The organism is Rheinheimera soli (assembly GCF_021290985.1).
Lineage (GTDB): Bacteria > Pseudomonadota > Gammaproteobacteria > Enterobacterales > Alteromonadaceae > Pararheinheimera > Pararheinheimera soli.
The window spans coordinates 15,174-34,442 of sequence record NZ_JAJOYU010000005.1; the positions used below are offsets into that span (position 1 = coordinate 15,174).

12 protein-coding genes are annotated in these 19,269 nt (G+C 48.6%); 5 read left to right on the plus strand and 7 right to left on the minus strand.

Annotation, left to right across the window (positions count from 1 at the left end; genetic code table 11):
• Nucleotides 1-221 precede the first annotated feature (221 nt).
• Nucleotides 222-1,544 (plus strand): ATP-binding protein, encoded by a 1,323-nt coding sequence (locus LSG37_RS05265; protein ID WP_233078882.1) that lies wholly within the window; start codon nt 222-224, stop codon nt 1,542-1,544.
• 53 nt (nt 1,545-1,597) lie between these two features.
• Here the strand turns inward: LSG37_RS05265 and uvrA are convergent, their stop codons facing one another.
• Entirely contained in the window at nt 1,598-4,426 is a 2,829-nt protein-coding gene (gene uvrA, locus LSG37_RS05270) for an excinuclease ABC subunit UvrA (protein ID WP_233078883.1), read from the minus strand.
• A gap of 295 nt (nt 4,427-4,721) precedes the next feature.
• On the opposite strand from uvrA, the gene LSG37_RS05275 reads away from it, so the two are divergent.
• The 3 genes from LSG37_RS05275 to ssb all read left to right on the plus strand — a co-directional run bounded on the left by LSG37_RS05275 (nt 4,722) and on the right by ssb (nt 7,949).
• Nucleotides 4,722-5,849 (plus strand): GGDEF domain-containing protein, encoded by a 1,128-nt coding sequence (locus LSG37_RS05275; protein ID WP_233078884.1) that lies wholly within the window; start codon nt 4,722-4,724, stop codon nt 5,847-5,849.
• 70 nt (nt 5,850-5,919) lie between these two features.
• Nucleotides 5,920-7,287, plus strand: coding sequence for an MFS transporter (locus tag LSG37_RS05280; RefSeq protein WP_233078885.1), 1,368 nt, complete (start codon nt 5,920-5,922; stop codon nt 7,285-7,287).
• 11 nt (nt 7,288-7,298) lie between these two features.
• Complete coding sequence (gene ssb / locus LSG37_RS05285; protein ID WP_233078886.1) at nt 7,299-7,949, plus strand: single-stranded DNA-binding protein; 651 nt, start codon at nt 7,299-7,301, stop codon at nt 7,947-7,949.
• Between the two features lie 77 nt (nt 7,950-8,026).
• Here the strand turns inward: ssb and LSG37_RS05290 are convergent, their stop codons facing one another.
• Nucleotides 8,027-8,623: a CGNR zinc finger domain-containing protein gene (locus tag LSG37_RS05290; protein WP_233078887.1), complete on the minus strand. Its 597-nt coding sequence runs from the start codon at nt 8,621-8,623 to the stop codon at nt 8,027-8,029.
• A 126-nt stretch (nt 8,624-8,749) separates the two neighbouring features.
• On the opposite strand from LSG37_RS05290, the gene LSG37_RS05295 reads away from it, so the two are divergent.
• Nucleotides 8,750-9,685 (plus strand): alpha/beta fold hydrolase, encoded by a 936-nt coding sequence (locus LSG37_RS05295; RefSeq protein WP_233078888.1) that lies wholly within the window; start codon nt 8,750-8,752, stop codon nt 9,683-9,685.
• Nucleotides 9,686-9,747: 62 nt separating this feature from the next.
• Here LSG37_RS05295 and LSG37_RS05300 read toward each other — a convergent pair whose 3' ends face one another.
• The 5 genes from LSG37_RS05300 to LSG37_RS05320 form a co-directional block, all read right to left on the minus strand.
• Complete coding sequence (locus tag LSG37_RS05300) at nt 9,748-11,436, minus strand: glycoside hydrolase family 9 protein (RefSeq protein ID WP_233078889.1); 1,689 nt, start codon at nt 11,434-11,436, stop codon at nt 9,748-9,750.
• 88 nt (nt 11,437-11,524) lie between these two features.
• Nucleotides 11,525-13,525: a transketolase gene (tkt, locus tag LSG37_RS05305; RefSeq protein WP_233078890.1), complete on the minus strand. Its 2,001-nt coding sequence runs from the start codon at nt 13,523-13,525 to the stop codon at nt 11,525-11,527.
• A 9-nt stretch (nt 13,526-13,534) separates the two neighbouring features.
• Nucleotides 13,535-14,476: a transaldolase gene (gene tal / locus LSG37_RS05310; RefSeq protein ID WP_233078891.1), complete on the minus strand. Its 942-nt coding sequence runs from the start codon at nt 14,474-14,476 to the stop codon at nt 13,535-13,537.
• A gap of 8 nt (nt 14,477-14,484) precedes the next feature.
• Nucleotides 14,485-17,367, minus strand: coding sequence for a glycosyl hydrolase 115 family protein (locus LSG37_RS05315; RefSeq protein WP_233078892.1), 2,883 nt, complete (start codon nt 17,365-17,367; stop codon nt 14,485-14,487).
• Nucleotides 17,364-19,058, minus strand: coding sequence for a family 43 glycosylhydrolase (locus tag LSG37_RS05320; RefSeq protein ID WP_233078893.1), 1,695 nt, complete (start codon nt 19,056-19,058; stop codon nt 17,364-17,366). Before LSG37_RS05320 ends, LSG37_RS05315 begins: the two co-directional genes overlap by 4 nt.
• Nucleotides 19,059-19,269: the final 211 nt, after the last annotated feature.

A 19,269-nucleotide genomic window follows, 5' to 3' on the forward strand; every position in this document is an offset into this window, starting at 1 on the left:
CAGACTACAACAAACCCGACAACACCAGCCCCCAGCTTTGCTGACCTGCCTGTCATTTGATTTTTAACACACTTTCACTACTCACCACGAAGTTTCTACACTTTTATGCGCAATAAAATGTGTTATTCAACACTTTTGTGCGCATAAAAGTGTTGGTATGTTTGCTTTTATCCGCATAGAAGTGTAATTTTGGCACAAAATAACGGCAGTAAGGTGGGGTTATGGAACGCGATTTATTGACAGCATTACTGCGCTGGAAACAGAAACCTGAGCGTAAGCCCCTGCTGATTGATGGTGCGAGGCAAACTGGTAAAACTTATTTGCTGAAAGAGTTATTTGGCCAACACTTTGCAAAGGTTCTGCGGATAGATTTTCTTGAGTCGCCGCAGATGCAGGATGCCTTTGCTGGCTCATTAACCCCCAGTGATATATTGAGTAATATCGAGCTGTTAACCGGTCAGCCGTTTAATATGGCAACTGACCTGCTAATCCTCGATGAAATTGGCGAATGCCCGCGTGCGGTGACGGCATTAAAGTACTTTGCCGAACAAACCCCGCAGGCTTTTGTTGCCGCCAGTGGCTCTAACATAGGTTTGCTGAATACCTTTCCGGTAGGCAAGGTTGAGCAATACAACTTAAGGCCGTTAACCTTCCGCGAGTTCTTATTAGCCTCTGGCGAGGCAGTGCTGTTAAAAGCCTATGATGCCGGGCAAAACTCCGCAGCAGCACACACTAAGCTATTTGATAAGCTGACAGATTACTACTTTACTGGCGGTATGCCAGAGGCCGTTAGCCTCTGGTTTGAACTGGCTGAGCAAAGCATACTGGAGCGTGTAAAAGCGGTGTCACAGGTACATGCCGATTTGCTGGCCGGTTATGTGCGGGATTTTGGTAAATACTCTGGCAAGGTGGATGCTGGTTTAATCGAAGCTGTGTTTACTGCAGTGCCGGCTCAGCTTGCTGCAGTCATGGATGAATCTGTTCAACGCTTTAAGTTCAAACAGGTGCATGAGCGTAAATCCCGTTATCAGGAGCTGGAAAGCGGCATCATTTGGCTGGAGAAGTGCCGGCTGATCTTAAAAAACTATCCTGTTGATGGCACACCACGCAGCCCGTTAGCTGCTTACAAAAAAGACAATATGGTAAAGCTGTTTCTGTTTGATGTTGGCTTACTTAACCATATGCTGGGTGTCAGCTATCTGGAAATAAAGCAGCAGAATTATGACTACAAGGGTTACATTGCAGAAAACTTTGTGCAGCAGGAGTTAGCTGCACTGGGTATTGATCCAACCTTTTCCTGGGGTGATGCCCGGGCAGAAATAGAGTTTATTCTGGCCGATAGCATCGGCAATGTGATACCGCTGGAAGTAAAAAGTGGTAAACGAACCAGAGCCAGGTCACTGCAGTCTTATATTGAAAAATGTAGTCCGGTCAAAACCATTAAATTGACCGGTACTCAGGGATCGTCACCGCTTGAGCAGCAGCATCTGGTATACCCGCTGTATTACACAGCGCAGGCCGTACGCACACATCTGCTTTCATAAAAAACGCCCGCATTGTGAAAGCGGGCGTTTCAGATGCTCGGCAGTAGTTGGACTTACATCCCCAACAACGGCTTCAAATAATGCCCTGTGTAGGATTTCTCATAAGCTGCGACTTGTTCTGGTGTACCTGCGATCAGGATTTCACCGCCGCCGCTACCGCCTTCAGGGCCCAAATCGACCACCCAGTCTGCGGTTTTGATCACGTCGAGGTTGTGTTCGATCACCACTATGGTATTACCAGCGTCGCGCAGTTTATGCAGTACGTTTAGCAGTTGCTGAATATCAAAGAAGTGCAGGCCTGTGGTCGGCTCGTCAAGGATATACAGGGTTTTGCCTGTGTCGCGTTTACTGAGTTCACGTGCCAGTTTGACCCGCTGAGCTTCGCCGCCCGACAAAGTAGTCGCTGACTGGCCGAGGCGAATATAGGTTAAACCTACGTCCATCAGGGTGCGTAATTTGCGGGCTATGGCTGGGATGCTTTCGAAAAACTCGTGCGCGTCTTCCACTGTCATTTCCAGCACTTCGTGAATGTTTTTGCCTTTGTATTTCACTTCCAGCGTTTCGCGGTTGTAGCGTTTGCCTTTACAGACATCACATGGCACATACACGTCTGGCAGGAAGTGCATTTCAACCTTGATCATGCCATCGCCCTGACAGGCTTCACAGCGGCCGCCTTTGACATTAAAGCTGAATCGGCCAACCTGATAACCCCGTGAGCGGGATTCCTGAGTACCGGCGAATAAATCCCGTACTGCAGTGAAAATGCCAGTGTAGGTTGCTGGGTTAGAACGTGGCGTACGGCCTATAGGGCTTTGGTCGATGTCGACACATTTATCAAAATGTTCCATGCCCTGAATCGCTTTGTGCGCCGCTGGTTCGTCACCTTCGCCTTTGTTCAGTACACGGTGTGCTACACGGAATAAAGTGTCGTTAATTAAGGTGGATTTACCCGAACCCGACACCCCTGTGATACAGGTCATCACGCCAAAAGGAATTTCTAAATCGACGTTTTTCAGGTTATTGCCTGTGGCTCCTAACACCCTTAATTCTTTACCTTTTTTACCTTCATGGCGCTTGTCTGGCACCGCAATTTTACGCACGCCGGATAAATACTGGCCTGTTAAAGACTCAGGGGTGTTTTTGATATCTTCCAGGCTACCTTGCGCCACAATATAGCCACCATGCACACCGGCACCAGGGCCAATGTCGATAATATGGTCGGCGGCGCGCACTGCGTCTTCGTCGTGTTCAACTACTATGACGGTGTTACCTAAGTCGCGTAAATGCGTCAGGGTGCCTAATAATCTGTCGTTATCGCGCTGGTGCAAACCAATAGAGGGTTCGTCCAGCACATACATAACCCCTACTAAACCTGCGCCAATCTGGCTGGCTAAACGAATACGCTGAGCTTCGCCACCTGATAAGGTTTCAGCGCTGCGGGACAGGTTCAGGTAATTCAGGCCGACGTTGACTAAAAACATCAGCCGGTCCTGAATTTCCTTCAGAATTTTTTCGGCGATCTGAGCTTTCTGGCCCATTAAGGTCAGTTGGCGGAAGAACTCTAAACAGTCACCTATCGACAGTTCCACCACTTCAGGCAAAGTGGTTTTGCCAATAAAGACATGGCGGGCTTCTTCACGTAAACGTGAGCCATTGCAGGCCGGGCAGCACTGTGAGGCTAAATACTTGGCCAGTTCTTCCCGCACCGCATTGGACTCGGTTTCGTGATAACGCCGCTCCATATTTGGCAAAATGCCTTCAAACGGATGTTTACGTTTGATGATATCACCACGGTCGTTCAGGTATTTAAACTCAATATCGGTTTTGCCTGTGCCGTTTAAAATCACCTGCTGATGCTGTTTGCTTAAACTGGCAAAAGGCACTTCCAGCTCAAAACCATAATGGTCAGCTAAGGATTTCAGCATCTGGAAATAATAGAAGTTCCGTTTATCCCAGCCACGAATAGCGCCGCCTGATAAGCTCAGTTCGTCGCTGACAATGACCTTATTGGCATCAAAATACTGTTTTACGCCCAAGCCATCACAGCTCTGGCAAGCACCTGCCGGGTTGTTAAAGGAAAACAACCGTGGTTCCAGCTCAGCCATGGAATAACCGCACGTAGGGCAGGCGAAGTTGGCGGAGAAAATCAGTTCTGGCGCTTTTTCATCGTCCATCGACGCTACTTTGGCGATACCACCAGATAGCTCAAGCGCGGTTTCAAAACTTTCGGCTAAACGCTGTTTAATATCGTCGCGCACTTTAATGCGGTCGATCACCACTTCAATAGTGTGTTTTTTGTGTAAATCCAGCTTTGGTGGATCAGACAAATCACAAATTTCGCCGTTAATACGGGCGCGGATATAACCCTGAGCGGCTAAGGTTTCCAAGGTTTTGACGTGTTCACCTTTACGCTCCTGTACCACAGGTGCTAATACCATCAGCTTGGTGCCTTCAGGAAAGGCCACCACTTTGTCAACCATTTCACTGACCGTTTGCGCAGTTAACGGCAAATCGTGAGTAGGACAACGGGGTTCGCCAACACGGGCAAACAATAAACGCAGGTAGTCGTAAATTTCAGTGATAGTGCCCACAGTAGAGCGTGGGTTATGTGAGGTAGACTTTTGCTCAATAGAAATAGCCGGTGATAAACCTTCGATATGATCGACATCGGGTTTTTCCATCAGGCTTAAAAACTGCCGTGCGTAGGCTGACAAAGACTCAACATAACGGCGCTGACCTTCAGCGTACAGCGTATCAAAGGCCAAAGAGGATTTACCTGAACCGGATAAACCAGTGATCACCACCAGTTTGTCACGTGGAATTTCCAGTGAAATATTTTTCAGGTTGTGGGTGCGGGCACCCCGAATATCTATTTTATCCATACGGCTGGGTCTCTTGCCTGTTGAGGTCGGCTTGGGAAAAACGAATTATCTCAGAAACTGCGGCTGGGCAACCACTTTGTCTTAGTCACAGGCTTTATGCGAGAAAGTAAAAATTGGATCAGCCGGGCAATAATTCAATTGGCGATACTGTATATAAATACATGCTTTATAGCAAGCCAGCCGCTTAGAAAAACAGCAAAGAAGCAGGTCTCCCTGTCTCTGTTTATGGACAAGATTTGCAGATTGAATGACTTAAAGCTAAGTTGAAAGTGTCCACTTGTGGTTAAGACGTATTATGACCTCAGAACAACTCTACTGCTTTGCAATGATCCAGGTGTTGCTGGTGTTTTTACTGGCCAGTTTTCGCTTGCGTGCAACCGATCAAAACAGCAAAGCTTTACCTCTGTTGCAAGCTGCCATAGCTGCTGAACTTTTAAGCTGGTTATTCTACTTTTGGCCTGCATATGGCCTGAGTTTAGTGCTGTCTTTAAGCTTTTCGGCATTGAATATGAGTTTGCTGACCGCTTTTTGTTTTAAACGAGCAGGCAGAGCAGTGCCCTGGCTGTGGATAGTGCCTGTAGGTTTGGCTCTGGCTTTTTCTTATAGTTATTTTTCGTACCATCAACAGCAAAATGTCAGCTTACATCTGATGACTTTGTTTGCATTTTTGTTGATAGGCCCCTGCTTCTGGTGTTTCCGCTATTTAAAACCCAACCCTACTTTGTCTGATTTGATGATGGCTGCAGTTTTTGTTGCCTGGCTGCTAATTTGCCTGCTTCGCTCTTTTATGCTGCTGGTCGCTCCAGAGTGGTTATTGTCTGGTTTGTTGATTTCTCAGTCTTTTTGGCCAGCTGTTTCTGCGGGCTACTGCATCTTTGCTTTGACAGGTTATATGGAAGAAACCCAGCAAAAATTCAAAAATGAAGCCCTGCACGACCCATTAACAGGCTTACTGAACCGTCGTGGGTTAGTCAACGCTATTCAGGGTTGCTTAGCTTATTTACAACGTCAGCAGCACAGTGCCGCACTTTTTATGATTGATTTGGACCACTTTAAACAAATCAACGACAAAATTGGCCATGAGGGCGGGGATGAAGTGTTGATTGCTGTGGCTGCAGTGCTGCAAAAAGAATTACGCCAAAGTGATGTGCTGGCGCGTTATGGCGGCGAGGAGTTTATTGTGTTTTTACCTCAAACCGACAGTGATTCAGCGCAATTGGCAGCTGAACGTTTATTGCTGGCGGTGCGTCACCTTCAATTGCCTCAACTCGGTAGCCAAAATAGCCTGAGTATCAGTGTGGGGATCACGGTATTTAACGCCGACTTTGATTTTGATTGCCAGCTGCGCCGCGCTGATCATGCTTTATATCAGGCCAAAGCAAGGGGCCGTGATCGTATCGAATTTGCGACAGACACTCTTTAGTTCGGTGATGGCAGACGATGGTAGCTGTGCTACAATCGCCGCCCGCTTTAACCCGGAGATAGAGTCGCAGATGTCCCATCTGAATCCACTGGAAAAACGTGCCGCCTGGTCTCTGGCACTGGTCTTTGCTTTCCGGATGCTTGGTTTATTTATGCTGATCCCTGTTTTTGCCATTTTTGGCAAAGACCTGATTGGCTTTTCGCCTTTGTGGATAGGCCTGGCTATAGGTGCTTATGGTTTAACTCAGGCGTTGTTGCAAATTCCTATGGGTTGGCTGTCCGATAAATGGGGCAGAAAACCAGTGATGCTGCTGGGGCTTAGTTTTTTCGTGCTGGGTTCTGTGGTGGCTGCTTTAGCCGATTCTGTTTATATGGTGACTTTTGGCCGGGTGCTGCAGGGCATGGGCGCAATTTCCGGTGCTGTGATGGCGCTGGCTTCCGACCTGACCCGTGAAGAACAAAGACCCAAAGTGATGGCCGTCATTGGCATGACCATAGGTTTATCATTCACCGTTGCTATGGTGGCTGGTCCTGCGATAGCTGCGGCCAGCGGTTTAAGCGGTATCTTCTGGTGTACTGCGTTAATGGCTATTACCGGCCTGTTGTTGGTATGGAAAGTAGTGCCTGTCGCTGTCAGCAAAGCGCCTGCCTCTGAAACGCTGGCTACCAAAGGCCAAATCGCAGCGCTATTTCGTCATCCCGAATTATTAAGACTGAACTTTGGTGTGCTGGTGCTGCACTTACTACTGACGGCTATTTTTGTGGTATTACCCACTTTGTTGCTGCAGCAGGATTTTGTATCAGAACAACACTGGCAACTCTATCTGCCTGTTTTAGTTGGTGCTTTTATTTTGATGGTGCCACTGATGATTCTCGCCAGCCGCAAGCAACAGGAAAAAGGTTATTTATTACTGGCAATAAGCCTGCTTATTGTTGGTTTTGTGTTAATTTTAATCAATCAGCAGTTGTGGTCGATCGCCCTGGCGCTGTTGTTGTTTTTTGTTGGCTTTAACTATTTAGAAGCCAGCATGCCCGCTTTGTTGTCGCGTATTGCCCCTGCTGGATTAAAAGGAACTGCTATGGGTACTTATGCCAGTGCGCAGTTTTTTGGTGCCTTCGCTGGCGGTATTTTAGGCGGTGCTGTGGCGAGTTTCAGCAGCGGTGAATCGTTGTTTGCTGTCGCTGCCCTGATTGGTTTACTATGGTTGGCTTATGCCAGCAGCATGACAGTGCCAGCGCGATCGCAACGACTGTCATTGCCTGTCAAAGTGGCCGATGAAGCCGCCGCAGCCCAATTGGCGCAGCGCCTGACCCAACTCCAGGGTGTGTTGGAGGTCACGGTGGTGGTTGCGGAACAACGTTTGTATTTAAAAGTCGGCCAGCAACATTTTGATTTGGCAGAGGCACAGTCTTTGGTTGAGAGCAGCCAAAAAAGTTAAGGAGAAGTCGCATGGCTCGTGGAATTAATAAAGTAATTTTGATTGGTAACTTAGGCACAGATCCTGAAGTTCGTTATATGCCTACAGGCGGCGCAGTGGCTAACCTGACTATTGCGACCAGCGAAAGCTGGACGGACAAAACCACCAATGAAAAGAAAGAAAATACTGAATGGCACCGTGTAGTGATTTATCAGCGTTTGGCTGAAATTGCCGGTGAATACCTGCGTAAAGGTAGCAAGGTTTATATCGAAGGTCGTTTACGTACCCGTAAGTGGCAGGATCAGCAAGGTGTTGAACGTTATACCACTGAAATCATTGCCAACGAACTGCAAATGTTAGATGGCCGTGGTGAAGGTCAAGGCGCTGGTCAGGCTCCTGCTATGGGCGGCGCTCCTATGGGAAATCAGGGTGGTTATCAACAACCTGCTGCTGCACCACAACAACGTATGCCACAAGCGGCTCCAGCTCAGGGCGGTTACGCTCCTCAAGCTCCAGCTGCTGCAGCACCGGCACAAGGTGGTTACCAGCAACGTCCAGCTCAGGGCGGCTTCCAGCCTCAGGGCAATTTTAACCAACCACAAGGCGGTTTTAATCAGGCAGCACCACAACAACGTGGCCCAATGGAACCACCAATAGACTTCGACGACGATATTCCGTTCTGATGAGTATGGTTTGTTCGCGATAAATTTAAGCCTCTGAAATCAGAGGCTTTTTTATGCCTGTTTCTCTGTGAATAACCTTAACTATTGCTTCTTTTCCTGAACTGCGCAGCTTTATGCCTGTTGCCACATAAAGCCATGCTGCACCAACGGCGTTTGTGGGCTTTGGTTCTATCGTAAAACCACAAAATGCAGTCTGGGTGTTCGCATTGTTTGACCAGCGCGAAGTTGCCTTCAACCAGGAGTTGAGCAACAGCCTCTGCGACAGGGCCTAATAAAGATCCAATGATTTCACTGCGTGAAACACGGTTTAATACAAGTTGGCCGTTATGATCCCTTTCCAGAGTGGGGACGGTAAGAAAAGAGTGCAAATACTGATTTAACTTATCGATCTCCGGTGATTTTTCCTCTCTAAACTCAGAGATTAACTGCCGCGCCAGCGTTCGTAATGCTTTGGCCTGAGTGAGTAGCTCACCAGGAGCAAGAGTCTTGCCCTCTGCTGTTGGCGTTATATCGTAGCGGGCCAGCCATTGCAGTACATCATCATCACTGTTCCAGAATTCAACAGCTTTGCCATCGTCTCGTGCTTCTGTATTCAGTAAGTCCATTGCTAAATGATCGCCCAGCATTGGAGCGCCGCTTGGGGTTTCTTCGTGCAGAATTGCTGAAATTGCCATAAGTAACCTTTAAAAATTAATTTGACAGGTTACTTTTGTTCGGCCAAACTTGCCTCAAGTAACCACTTAAATTTAATTATATGGGTTACTAAGTGATATTGCCAACCTTAACTTCACGGAGTAACTATGAATACGAAAAAAATACTGCTCGCAGCTACAGCCTTAGCTGCTTCTCTTTCTGCCACAGCTGCAGAAGATAAAACATTGGTGCGCTATCAAAGCCTGGATGTGCAGGGCGTGAATGTGTTTTACCGCGAGGCGGGTTCACCACAAGCTCCTACTGTGCTGCTGTTACATGGCTTTGGTGCTTCGTCTTATATGTTCAGAGATTTGATGCCAAAACTGGCCCAGAAGTACCATGTGATAGCACCTGACTTGCCAGGTTTTGGTCAAACCACAGTGAAGCCTGGCGTTAAATTTAATTACAGCTTCGACAATCTGACCGCTGTTATTGATGCGTTCACTGTGGCTAAAAATCTTGAACACTACGCTATGTATGTGTTTGATTATGGCGCTCCGGTCGGCTGGCGTCTGGCGGTGAAAAATCCAGAAAAGATCACGGCCATTGTGACTCAAAATGGTAATGGCTACGAAGAAGGACTGAGTGAAGGTTGGGCAGATATGCGCAAAGCCTGGGCTAACCCAACAGCGGAAAACCGCGAAGCATTACGCAAGTTCAATACCCCAGACATGCTGAAGTGGCAATACACTGAAGGGGTAGAAGATACCTCAGTGATTGCGCCAGAACCTTATCAGTTAGCTCATGCGGCAATAGAGCGCATTGGTGTTGATGCGCAAATGGATTTGCTGCTGGATTACGGCAGCAATGTGAAGCAGTACAAAGCGTTGCATCAGTTCTTCCGTAGCAAGCAACCACCAGTATTAGCCATCTGGGGTGACAAAGACCCGTTCTTTCTTCCGGCAGGGGCCAAAGCATTTCAGCGTGATAATCCAAAAGCTGAAGTACAGTTTTTGAATACGGGGCATTTTGCGATTGAAACGCACGGCAATGAAATAGCAGCAGCTATGCTGGAGTTTTTGGAGCGTAGCATTAAGCCTTGAATCTGAAAGCTTTTAACCATAGCAGCGGCGGGCATAAAACCCGCCGCAGTGGCTTAAATGAACTATCTGGGCTGAGAAAACGCGGCCAGCATATACACCAGCGGCGCATTCCAGTTGATGGTGACTTCGTTGCTGGCATAGCTGCACCAATCATCGACATAAGATTTGGCTGCTAATGTGCTGCTGTACTGGCACTTATCTTGTTGTCCTGGCTGTGCGCCACCTGCTAACCAACCCGGCACTGGTGCTTTTATACCGTCAGCTTCAGAAGGGCGGTGATGGATATGCTGTGGGCTTTTTACGCCAAAACCTGTGACATAAGATAAATCGAGTGGGTTACGGCCAAGCACATAATCCAGCAAACCTTGCATTGCCTCGACGTAGCTGGCTTTTGCAGTGATCTGGTTGGCTTTATACAGCAGTATGGCTTTATTCATCGCCACCGCATTACTGCCCCAGACAAAATCTTCCGGCACCATAGCTACTTTATAAGCTGAAGCCTGATGCTGAGCTGCAAATTGATCGGCCACAGCTGTAATAGCGCTGAACACCAACTGGCGCTGTTCTGGCTTCAGATTATTTGCTTCTTTTGCCAAAGAGAAGTAACCCAAAGCCGCGACCGAAGCCCATGAAGCGGTTTGTACTGGCTGAGCCAGCTGGAAAAACTGGTGCAGATAAGGCTCTTCACCTGTCAGTAGATAAAGCTCTGCCGCCGCCCAGGCAAATTCATCTGCCAGATTTTTATCGCCATAAGCGCCTGTGCTGACATCTGCAGGTTGTTGATAGGGAATATCCGGATTCTTGCTGGCCCATTGCCATGCCTGAATAGCCTGTTGTCTGAACAAAACAGCTTTGCCTGGTTGCTCTTTATCAAATTCGCTTAGCACTCTGCTGGCTTTGGCCATTACAGCAGCAAAGTTTAAAGTGGCTGCCGTAGTTTTTTGCACCAGATAACGTTGTGCTACCGCTTGATGCGGCATAACAGCGCCTTCAAAATTCAGTGTCGTCAGTTTATGGTAAACGCCGCCGTCAGCAGGGTCTTGCATGCTGCTCATCCAGTCCAGATTCCACAATACTTCATCCAGCAAATCCGGCATGCTGTTGCCAGATTCAGGGATAGTCCATTGTCGCTGGCGGTAAAAATCTGTGAAGTCTGTCCAGGCGTCTAACAAGGTAAAAGTACTGATGCCAGAATTCACTATGTATTTATTGTAATCACCAGCGTCATACCAGCCTTTGGGAGATTGAACTACAGTGCCTGCTGGTCTGCTGGCGGAGGCTGCTGAGGCATGTATTTTAACTTTGTCATCCGGGTGCCCGGCAGGTCTGGCCCAGACACCAGCATAAGCCTTGTCAAGTTGCTGCGAAGCCCTGTTGAAGTAATAAGCTTTCATTGCCGCGTCATGCAATTGGGCATAAGGTTGGGCTGCAATTTGTAGTTCAACTGGTGCATAACCTACGACTTCCAGCCGGTAACGGCCATGGGTTTGTACTTTTGTGAAATCGGCAATACTGACGCTTTCGCCTGCCGGAGCCCAAAGCTGAGCTTCCGAACTTTGGCCCTTAAAGACAATCTGGCCTGATGGTAAGGCGACCAGTTGAAAGGCTTGTTGGCTTTTCCCTGGGATCACCGCCAGTTTTTGCCCCTGATGCTGGTAACCGCTTTGGTTGAATTTCAGTAGAGGTGCTGGTGCTGCGGCGTAAGAGCTGGCAGCAGAAACAAAACAAAGTACAGAAAAAGCCAGGCGCATAACAAAATCCTTGTTCAGGGAGCTAGAGTCAGACTTCAACCCTATTAGGTTGATAAGGTTGAAGCCGTTGTTTGCTGATTTCCGGACGCTAGGCCAGGATCTTAGCTGCTATCACGTCTGCATTAAAACCAAAATAATCCAGCAAGGCAGGGCCAGGCGCTGATTCGCCAAAGCTGCTGATACCAATAATCAGGCCTTTTTTGCCGACGTATTTGTACCAGAAATCCGGGTGAGCTGCTTCTATTGCAACAATTTGTGCCTGATCAGGCAGCACCGAATCACGGTAAAACTCAGATTGCTGGTCAAATAAAGTGGTGCTTGGCATAGACACCACATTCACTTTTTTACCTGCAGCATTGAGTTTGTCGGCGGTATCACACGCCAGTTGCAGTTCAGATCCAGTGGCTATCAGTACAATGTCCGGCGCGCCGCCGCAGTCTTTTAAAATATAACCGCCTTTGCTGATTAGCCTGATTTGCTCAGAGTTACGCTGGAACTGACGCAGATTCTGCCGGCTGAATACCAAAGCTGAAGGCGAGGTTGTGGTCGTTAAGGCCGTTTTCCAAGCCACAGCGGTTTCAGTTAAATCTGCAGGCCGCCAGGTGACCAGGTTTGGTGTGGTCCGCAAATTCGTCAGCTGTTCTATCGGCTGGTGCGTTGGGCCGTCTTCCCCCTGACCTATAGAATCATGGGTAAAGACATAAATATTCGGCAGCTTCATTAAGGCCGACATCCGCACTGCGTTGCGGGCGTATTCCATAAACATCAGGAAAGTAGCGCCGTAACAACGGAAACCACCATGGGCACTAATGCCGTTCATGATGGCAACCATGCCAAATTCGCGCACACCATAATAGATATAGTTGCCGGAGCTATCGTCTTTGCTCAGGCCTTTGCTACCCGACCATAAAGTCAGGTTAGAACCAGCCAAATCGGCTGAGCCACCTAAAACTTCAGGAACTAGCGCTGCAAAGTGAGCGATACAAAGCTGAGATGCTTTGCGACTGGCAATATCTTGTTGCTGGTTTTGGCAATTCTCGATAAAGCTTTGAGTGGCAGTTTCAAAGTTGGTTGGTAATTCGCGATTTATAACCCGACGTTGGTATTCACCAGCCAGTTCTGGATATTCCTTTTTGTACGCAGCAAATAACTCTGTCCATTGCTGCTCCAGTGCTGCACCTTTGGTTTTGCTGTCCCAGGCTGCATAAATCTCGGCCGGAATTTCAAAAGGAGCATGCGACCATTGCAGAAACTCACGGGTTTTAGCTATTTCGCTATCGCCCAAAGGCGAGCCATGAGAGTCATGAGAGCCGGATTTATTCGGGCTACCAAAACCTATAATAGTTTTACAGCAAATCAGCGTGGGTCTGTCTGTTTCTGCCTGAGCTTGTGTGATGGCATCGGCAATCTGGCTTGGGTTATGACCATCCACCTGAATGACCTGCCAGCCGTAAGAGTGAAAACGCGCTGGCGTGTCGTCGGTAAACCAGCCTTCAACATGACCATCAATAGAAATGCCATTGTCATCCCAAAAGGCAATCAGTTTACCCAAACCTAAAGTACCAGCCAGTGAGCAGGCTTCGTGGGATAAACCCTCCATCAGGCAGCCGTCACCGAGGAAGCAGTAGGTAAAATGATCCACCACAGGGTAATCAGGGCGGTTAAATTGCGCCGCCAGAGTTTTTTCGGCTATGGCCATACCTACCGCATTGGCAATGCCAGCGCCCAAAGGACCAGTAGTAGTTTCGACGCCTGCTGTATAGCCCAATTCAGGGTGACCAGGCGTTTTGGAATGCAGCTGACGGAAAGACTTTAAATCCTCAATAGATAATTCATAACCCGTTAAATGCAGCAAGGAATACAACAACATAGAAGCATGGCCGTTACTCAGCACAAAACGGTCTCTGTTGCTAAACGATGGGTTGGTCGGGTTATGCTTTAAGAATTGCAGCCAGAGTACTTCGGCAATATCGGCCATACCCATAGGCGCGCCTGGGTGACCTGAGTTGGCTTTTTGTACTGCATCCATAGCTAAAGCGCGAATAGCGTTAGCGCGGGTTTTATGATCAGTGTGCTGAGTGGTTTGCATAGACATATCCTAACGGCTTGGGGCCAAGTTCTGTAACAGTTGTTCCAGCTTGCGCTGATCCACTGCAAATTTGCGAATACCTTCGGCCAGCTTTTCTGTGGCCATGGCGTCTTCGTTCAGTTGCCATAAAAATTCAGCCTGACTTAAAGCTTTGGCTGCTTCAGGGCTTTGCGTTGTATGAGGTTGCAGCGCTGCAGGCAAAGGGTCAGTAGAATCTTTTAATTGCAGTAACAAGTTAGGGGCTATCGTCAGTAAGTCACAGCCTGCTAACTGCCGGATTTGCTCCACATTACGAAAGCTGGCACCCATCACTACTGTGGGTATGCCATGGCTTTTGTAATGGTTATAAATGGTTTTCACTGATAACACGCCTGGGTCTTTGTCGCCGGAAAAATCCTGCTCTGGCTGGTTTTGTTTGTACCAGTCCAGAATACGGCCAACAAAAGGGGAAATTAAGGTCACACCTGCATCGGCACAGGCTTTGGCCTGAGCCAGACTAAAGATCAACGTCAGGTTGCAGTGAATACCTAGCTTTTCCAGCCGGGCCGCGGCCTGAATACCTTGCCAGGTGGCCGCCAGTTTAATCAGCACTCTGTTTGAGTCGATTCCTGCTGCGCGGTAACGACCAATAATACTCAAAGCTTTGCTGACACTGGCTTCGGTATCAAAAGACAAGCGGGCGTCAATTTCAGTCGATACCCGACCCGGTATATGCCGCAAAATTTCACAGCCAAAATTGACAGTCACTTGCTCACAGGCTGCAGCAATATCTTGCTCATTGCCTTTTAAAGCGTTATGCAACAAATGCTGATAATCGGCCTGCTGGCTGGCCTGCAAAATCAGCGATGGGTTAGTGGTGGCTTCGGTCGGTTGCAACTGCTGTATAGCGGCAATATCACCGCTGTCTGCAACCACGACCGTCATTTTGCTGAGTTGTTCGAGCTGATTCATACTCTTCCCTATTTTCCTAAAGTCGTTGTAACACGCTGGCTTTGCTCTGGCCCTAAGTAGCTAGGTTTCAGGCCGCCTGTATCAATGATCAGTTTTTGCAGCACTAAGGCCGGGTCTACCAGGTAAATTCTTAGTTTGTGTTCGCCAGGCTTATTCACTTTGATCGCAGTTTTGATCACCCGCACTCCATCCAACACTGCGTTATCCCACACAGTCGGGCTTTTATTTGCCAGGCTGTCTACAAGTTCAGGTTCAGCATTATTTAGCGACACAGCAAAACGCAAACCACGGCCAGGCACCAGATCCAAAGTAGGGGCTATCACGCTATGTAAAGTGAATTCGCCAGTGGAATGGAAATACAGCGGGTATTCCAGATAGGGGGCTTTGTGAATATCTTTGGTTTGATAATCCAGTTCAGTCATAGCGGCCATAGAAGCGGCACCACGGCCATGGCCAGGGATCAGTTGCCACCAGCTTTGGGTGTTATTGCCCTGCACCTTTGCACTGGCTGCGTCCAGCGCAATATAACCGTCTGCTTCAACAAAACCTGAAGTCGGCTCTGTTTTAGGTTTCAAGGCCGACACTTTAATTTTTGCGCCGCCCCAGCCCGTGCCCTGCACATGCACTTCACCTACATTCAGCCCGGTTTTGACTTTGCTCCAGTCGATCTTGACTTGAATGGTCTGTGCAACTTCAATCTGGCCTTTAGTCTGGCTTAGCTTAATCCAATCGGCTGATGCTTTGGCGCTAAATTCAAAAGGCAGGCTGCCTTTGTTAAATACTTCAATAGCCCGCTGTTTTTGTCCGTGAGGGTAAAAAGTGTCCAGCTCTAAGGGCTGACCTTTGTATTCGCTGATAGGCCATGAAAAAGCCGAGCCTTCGGGCGCCACACCCATATCGGCCACTGGCATAGGTTCTGCGACTGACACCACTGGCATTAAGTTCGCAGGTGGGTTACGCCAGTATGTAAAACCAATATGAGGCTGCGACATCATGTGGTTCCAACGGCCATTGCCCAGGCTGTGGTAAAGCGCCGTCAGCTCTGCATCCTGTTTAAACCAAAAACGCACCTGCTCTGCCCAATAAGTGGTAGTCACCCGGCCTTGTTCGCCATGCAGTTTATTCATCGCCACAGCGCGGTTTAATTCATACACCGCCTGGCTGGCTTTTAGTGGATGCGAGACCAGTTGGATATACGCATCCCTTTGTTCAGTCGGTAATTGACGGAACAACTCGTCGGATTTTTTCACTAAAGCCGCAAGCTCCTGACTGACGCGCTCTGCTTCCTGATAATGCAAGATGCTGTAGGTATGGGGTTCCACAGCTTCAGGTTTACGACGGCCGTTGTGTGTGGTGTAGCCCTGGATCAGTTCAGCCACTGTCGCTGCATGTTGTTCACTGAATTGTTGCGTGGCCCAACTTACGGCAAATTGCTCTAAGTTATCGGCTTTAAAAGCAGGCGGATTCCAGGCCATACGCAGGAAAAAGTCGATAGGAAATTCCATCGGCTTTAAATCCCCAACATTGACTATCCAGATACGATCAGCCTGAAACTGCCAGGCTAAATTCATCTGCTCCCAGATTTTTGCCATAGGCACAGTGTTGATCCAGCGATAGGAGCGGGGGCTGCCGACATAATCAAAGTGATAGTACACACCAGCGCCACCGGCACGGCCGCGATCTTCCGCTGTCGGCAGGCGGCGGATATTACCGTAGTTATCATCAGCCCAAAGTAAGGTCACATCGTCCGGTACTCTCATACCGCGCTCGTAAAAGCCCTGCACTTCTTTGTACAAAGCCCAGACTTGTGGCACTTCAGTCACAGGCTTGTCTTTGAAGGTTTCTGTCAGGATCTGGCGCTGATCCGCCACAATTTGTTCCAGCAGACCGATGTTTTCGCCTTCGCTCATCGGCTCATCTTCCTGACCGCGCATGCCAAGGGTATAAATGCTTTCCAGGTTTTTATGCCGCTTCGCGCCTTCTTGCCAGAACTTATAGATATTGTCGCGGTTGCTGGAGTATTCCCATGGCCCTTTGCCGTATCTGTTCCATTCTTTGTCAGCCCGCATCATAGGTTCGTGGTGACTGTTGCTCATCACTATGCCCATTTCATCGGCCAGAATAGCGTTTTGCGGATCGTCATCGGCAAAGGCGTTATTCCACATCGCAGGCCAGAGGAAATTCGACTTCAGCCGCAGCAACAGCTCGAATACATGCTGATAAAACTGGCTGTTGTAGCCGCCAAATTTTTCGCTGGTCCAATTGGTTAAGGCTGGGTGTTCGTCATTTAAAAAGATGCCACGGTATTTTACTTTGGGCGCATCGGTCAGGCGGGTGCCTGCTTTGATATACAGCTCTGGCTGTTTTTTCACCGGCACATCGGCCCACCAACTCCAGGGCGATACCCCTATGGTTTCGGCCAGATCATAAACGCCAAATATAGCGCCGCGTTTGTCGCTGCCTGCTATCACCAAAGCCTGTTCTACACCCGGCAGAGGTTGTTCAACCACCTGAATTAAATAGGCTTCCCAGCGGCCCTGAATGCTACTAACATCCAGCTTTCCTGCCGCAATCAGTTGGTCCAGTGTTGTGCTGTTACCCAGGCTGCCGATAATCAGCAGCTGTTTGGCATCCGCTTTGGGGCTGATGCTTAAGCTTTTGCCGCTGACCTTTTGAATATCCTGTTGCAGGCTTTGTACGGCGCGTTTTAAGCCTTTATGGTCTTTATCATCCAACTGAATTGTTGCCTGGGTACTTTTGCCAACCAAAGCAAAGTCGCTTTTGGTTGGTTGTTGCGCCAGATAATCACTGGGTAAGGCAATAACTGCCGTGCTGCAAAGGGCTAAGACTAAACTGAAAGTAAAAGCGGTTTTCATGGCCTGGCTGTTCATGGGATGGCCTCTTTTTCCTGTCGGGCATGCACACCTAGCGTGGTACCCACAAAACCACCTGCAACTTGAGTACTTAGGATTTTGGCGTCCTGCACTTCGCCCAACTGCTGCCAGTCACCCTTTTGATCGGCGTAATAAAAACTGATTTCACCCGCTTTGCCTTGAATTCTTAGCTTCAGTTGCTCAGTATTTGCGGCTAAGTCCTGGCTGCTAATCAAGCTGGGTTTGCCGCCTTTGGCTTGTTCAAGAAACACTGTGGGCTTATCGCCTTCAGTTTTTATGCCCAGATAGTAGTGATATTGCTCGTTCTGAAAGGCCACCAAACCAGCTGAAATATTGCCTTTTGGCAGCACAAGGCTGGTGCTGGTTTCAAAACTGGTATGTTGCTGGCGACGACCAATAAAAGCAGGTTGCGATAAGGAGTCCATACCCACAGCTTTGGCATTCAGGCTCAGGTTTTGCCCATCCAGCTTTAACCAGCTTTGATCAAACTCGCGCAGTAGGTTCCAGTCCAGCTTTAAGCTTTGACCATCAAATTCATCACGCCATTTGAAGTTGCCGGTTTGTGTCAAACCGCCAGTGCTGCTGATTAAGCCTGTTGGCGCTGTGAGCTGATAAGGAATTTCTTGTCCTTGAGGCAGTATATGTGGCCATTCGTCTTTCCAACTGACCGGCAGTAAAAAGGTTTCACGACCCGTATTGTAAAACCGTTGGTCGTAAGCCCGGGTAGCGAGAAACACGGCCCACCACTGGCCATCAGGTAACTGCACAAAATCGGCATGACCAGCTGTGGTAATAGGGTTGGCTCTGTCGGCTGGTAAATCACGTTGCGTCAGAATAGGGTTGGCGCTATCAGGCACAAAAGGCTCATTCAGGCTGCGGCTACGGAACACGACGGCCGAATGCTGATCGGCTGTGCCGCCTTCAGCACAGACCAGATAATACCAGCCGTTGTGTTTGTAAATATGGGGAGCTTCTATCCAAATCGGCTTAGTGCTTAAATCAACACCACCATTGACCAGCAGTTTTTTGGAGTCCGGCAGCACGGCTTTTTTCACCGGGTCGTATTGCCACATCCAAATTGCCCTGTGGCCTTCATACAAGGCTTCGCCCGGCGCTTCACCGTTATGGCTGATATAGACCTTGCCGTCATCATCAAAAAAGATATCCGGATCTATGCCTTCCACTTCCGGCAACCAGATCGGATCAGACCATGGCCCGGCCGGGTCTGTGGCGGTCAAAATAAAGTTACCGCCTTTATCCACCACAGTGGTGATCAGGTAAAAAGTGCCATCGTGATACCGAATAGTAGGGGCAAAAATGCCACGGGACACCTGCATGCCCGCCATATCCACTTGTGAGGCGCGGCTTAAGGCATGGCCTATCAGTTGCCAGTTCACCAAGTCGGTGCTGTGCAGAATGGGTAAGCCCGGTGTATAGGAAAAAGACGACATCACCATGTAATAGTCATCACCACGGCGGGTAATGCTGGGATCAGGAAAAAAGCCTGCAACCACAGGGTTTTGGTAGGAGCCTTTAGCTAAAGGTTCAGCAAAAACTGCGTCCTGGCCCTGATAATCAAACCAATGAAAAGTGGCTGCTGTATCAGCTTCATTAGTTGGTTTTTCAGGTTGGCATCCGCTTAACAACAAGCTGAAACCCAGCATCACACAAGCATAGGTAGTTTTCATTTTTATCCATTCCTTTGACAATTGGAGTCAGGGTTGAACAAAAAATACCATGATCATCAATGGCTTCGGATTTATGAAAATACGTCAGCTTTGTGCGTTTTTTAGGAGGGAGGATTTAAAAACGAGAGAGGCGCGGATAAACCGCTATCTGGCATTGGATTGTAATTTGAGACGGGCGGGTACCGTAGGGGCTGGGCTTGTCCCTGCCCTT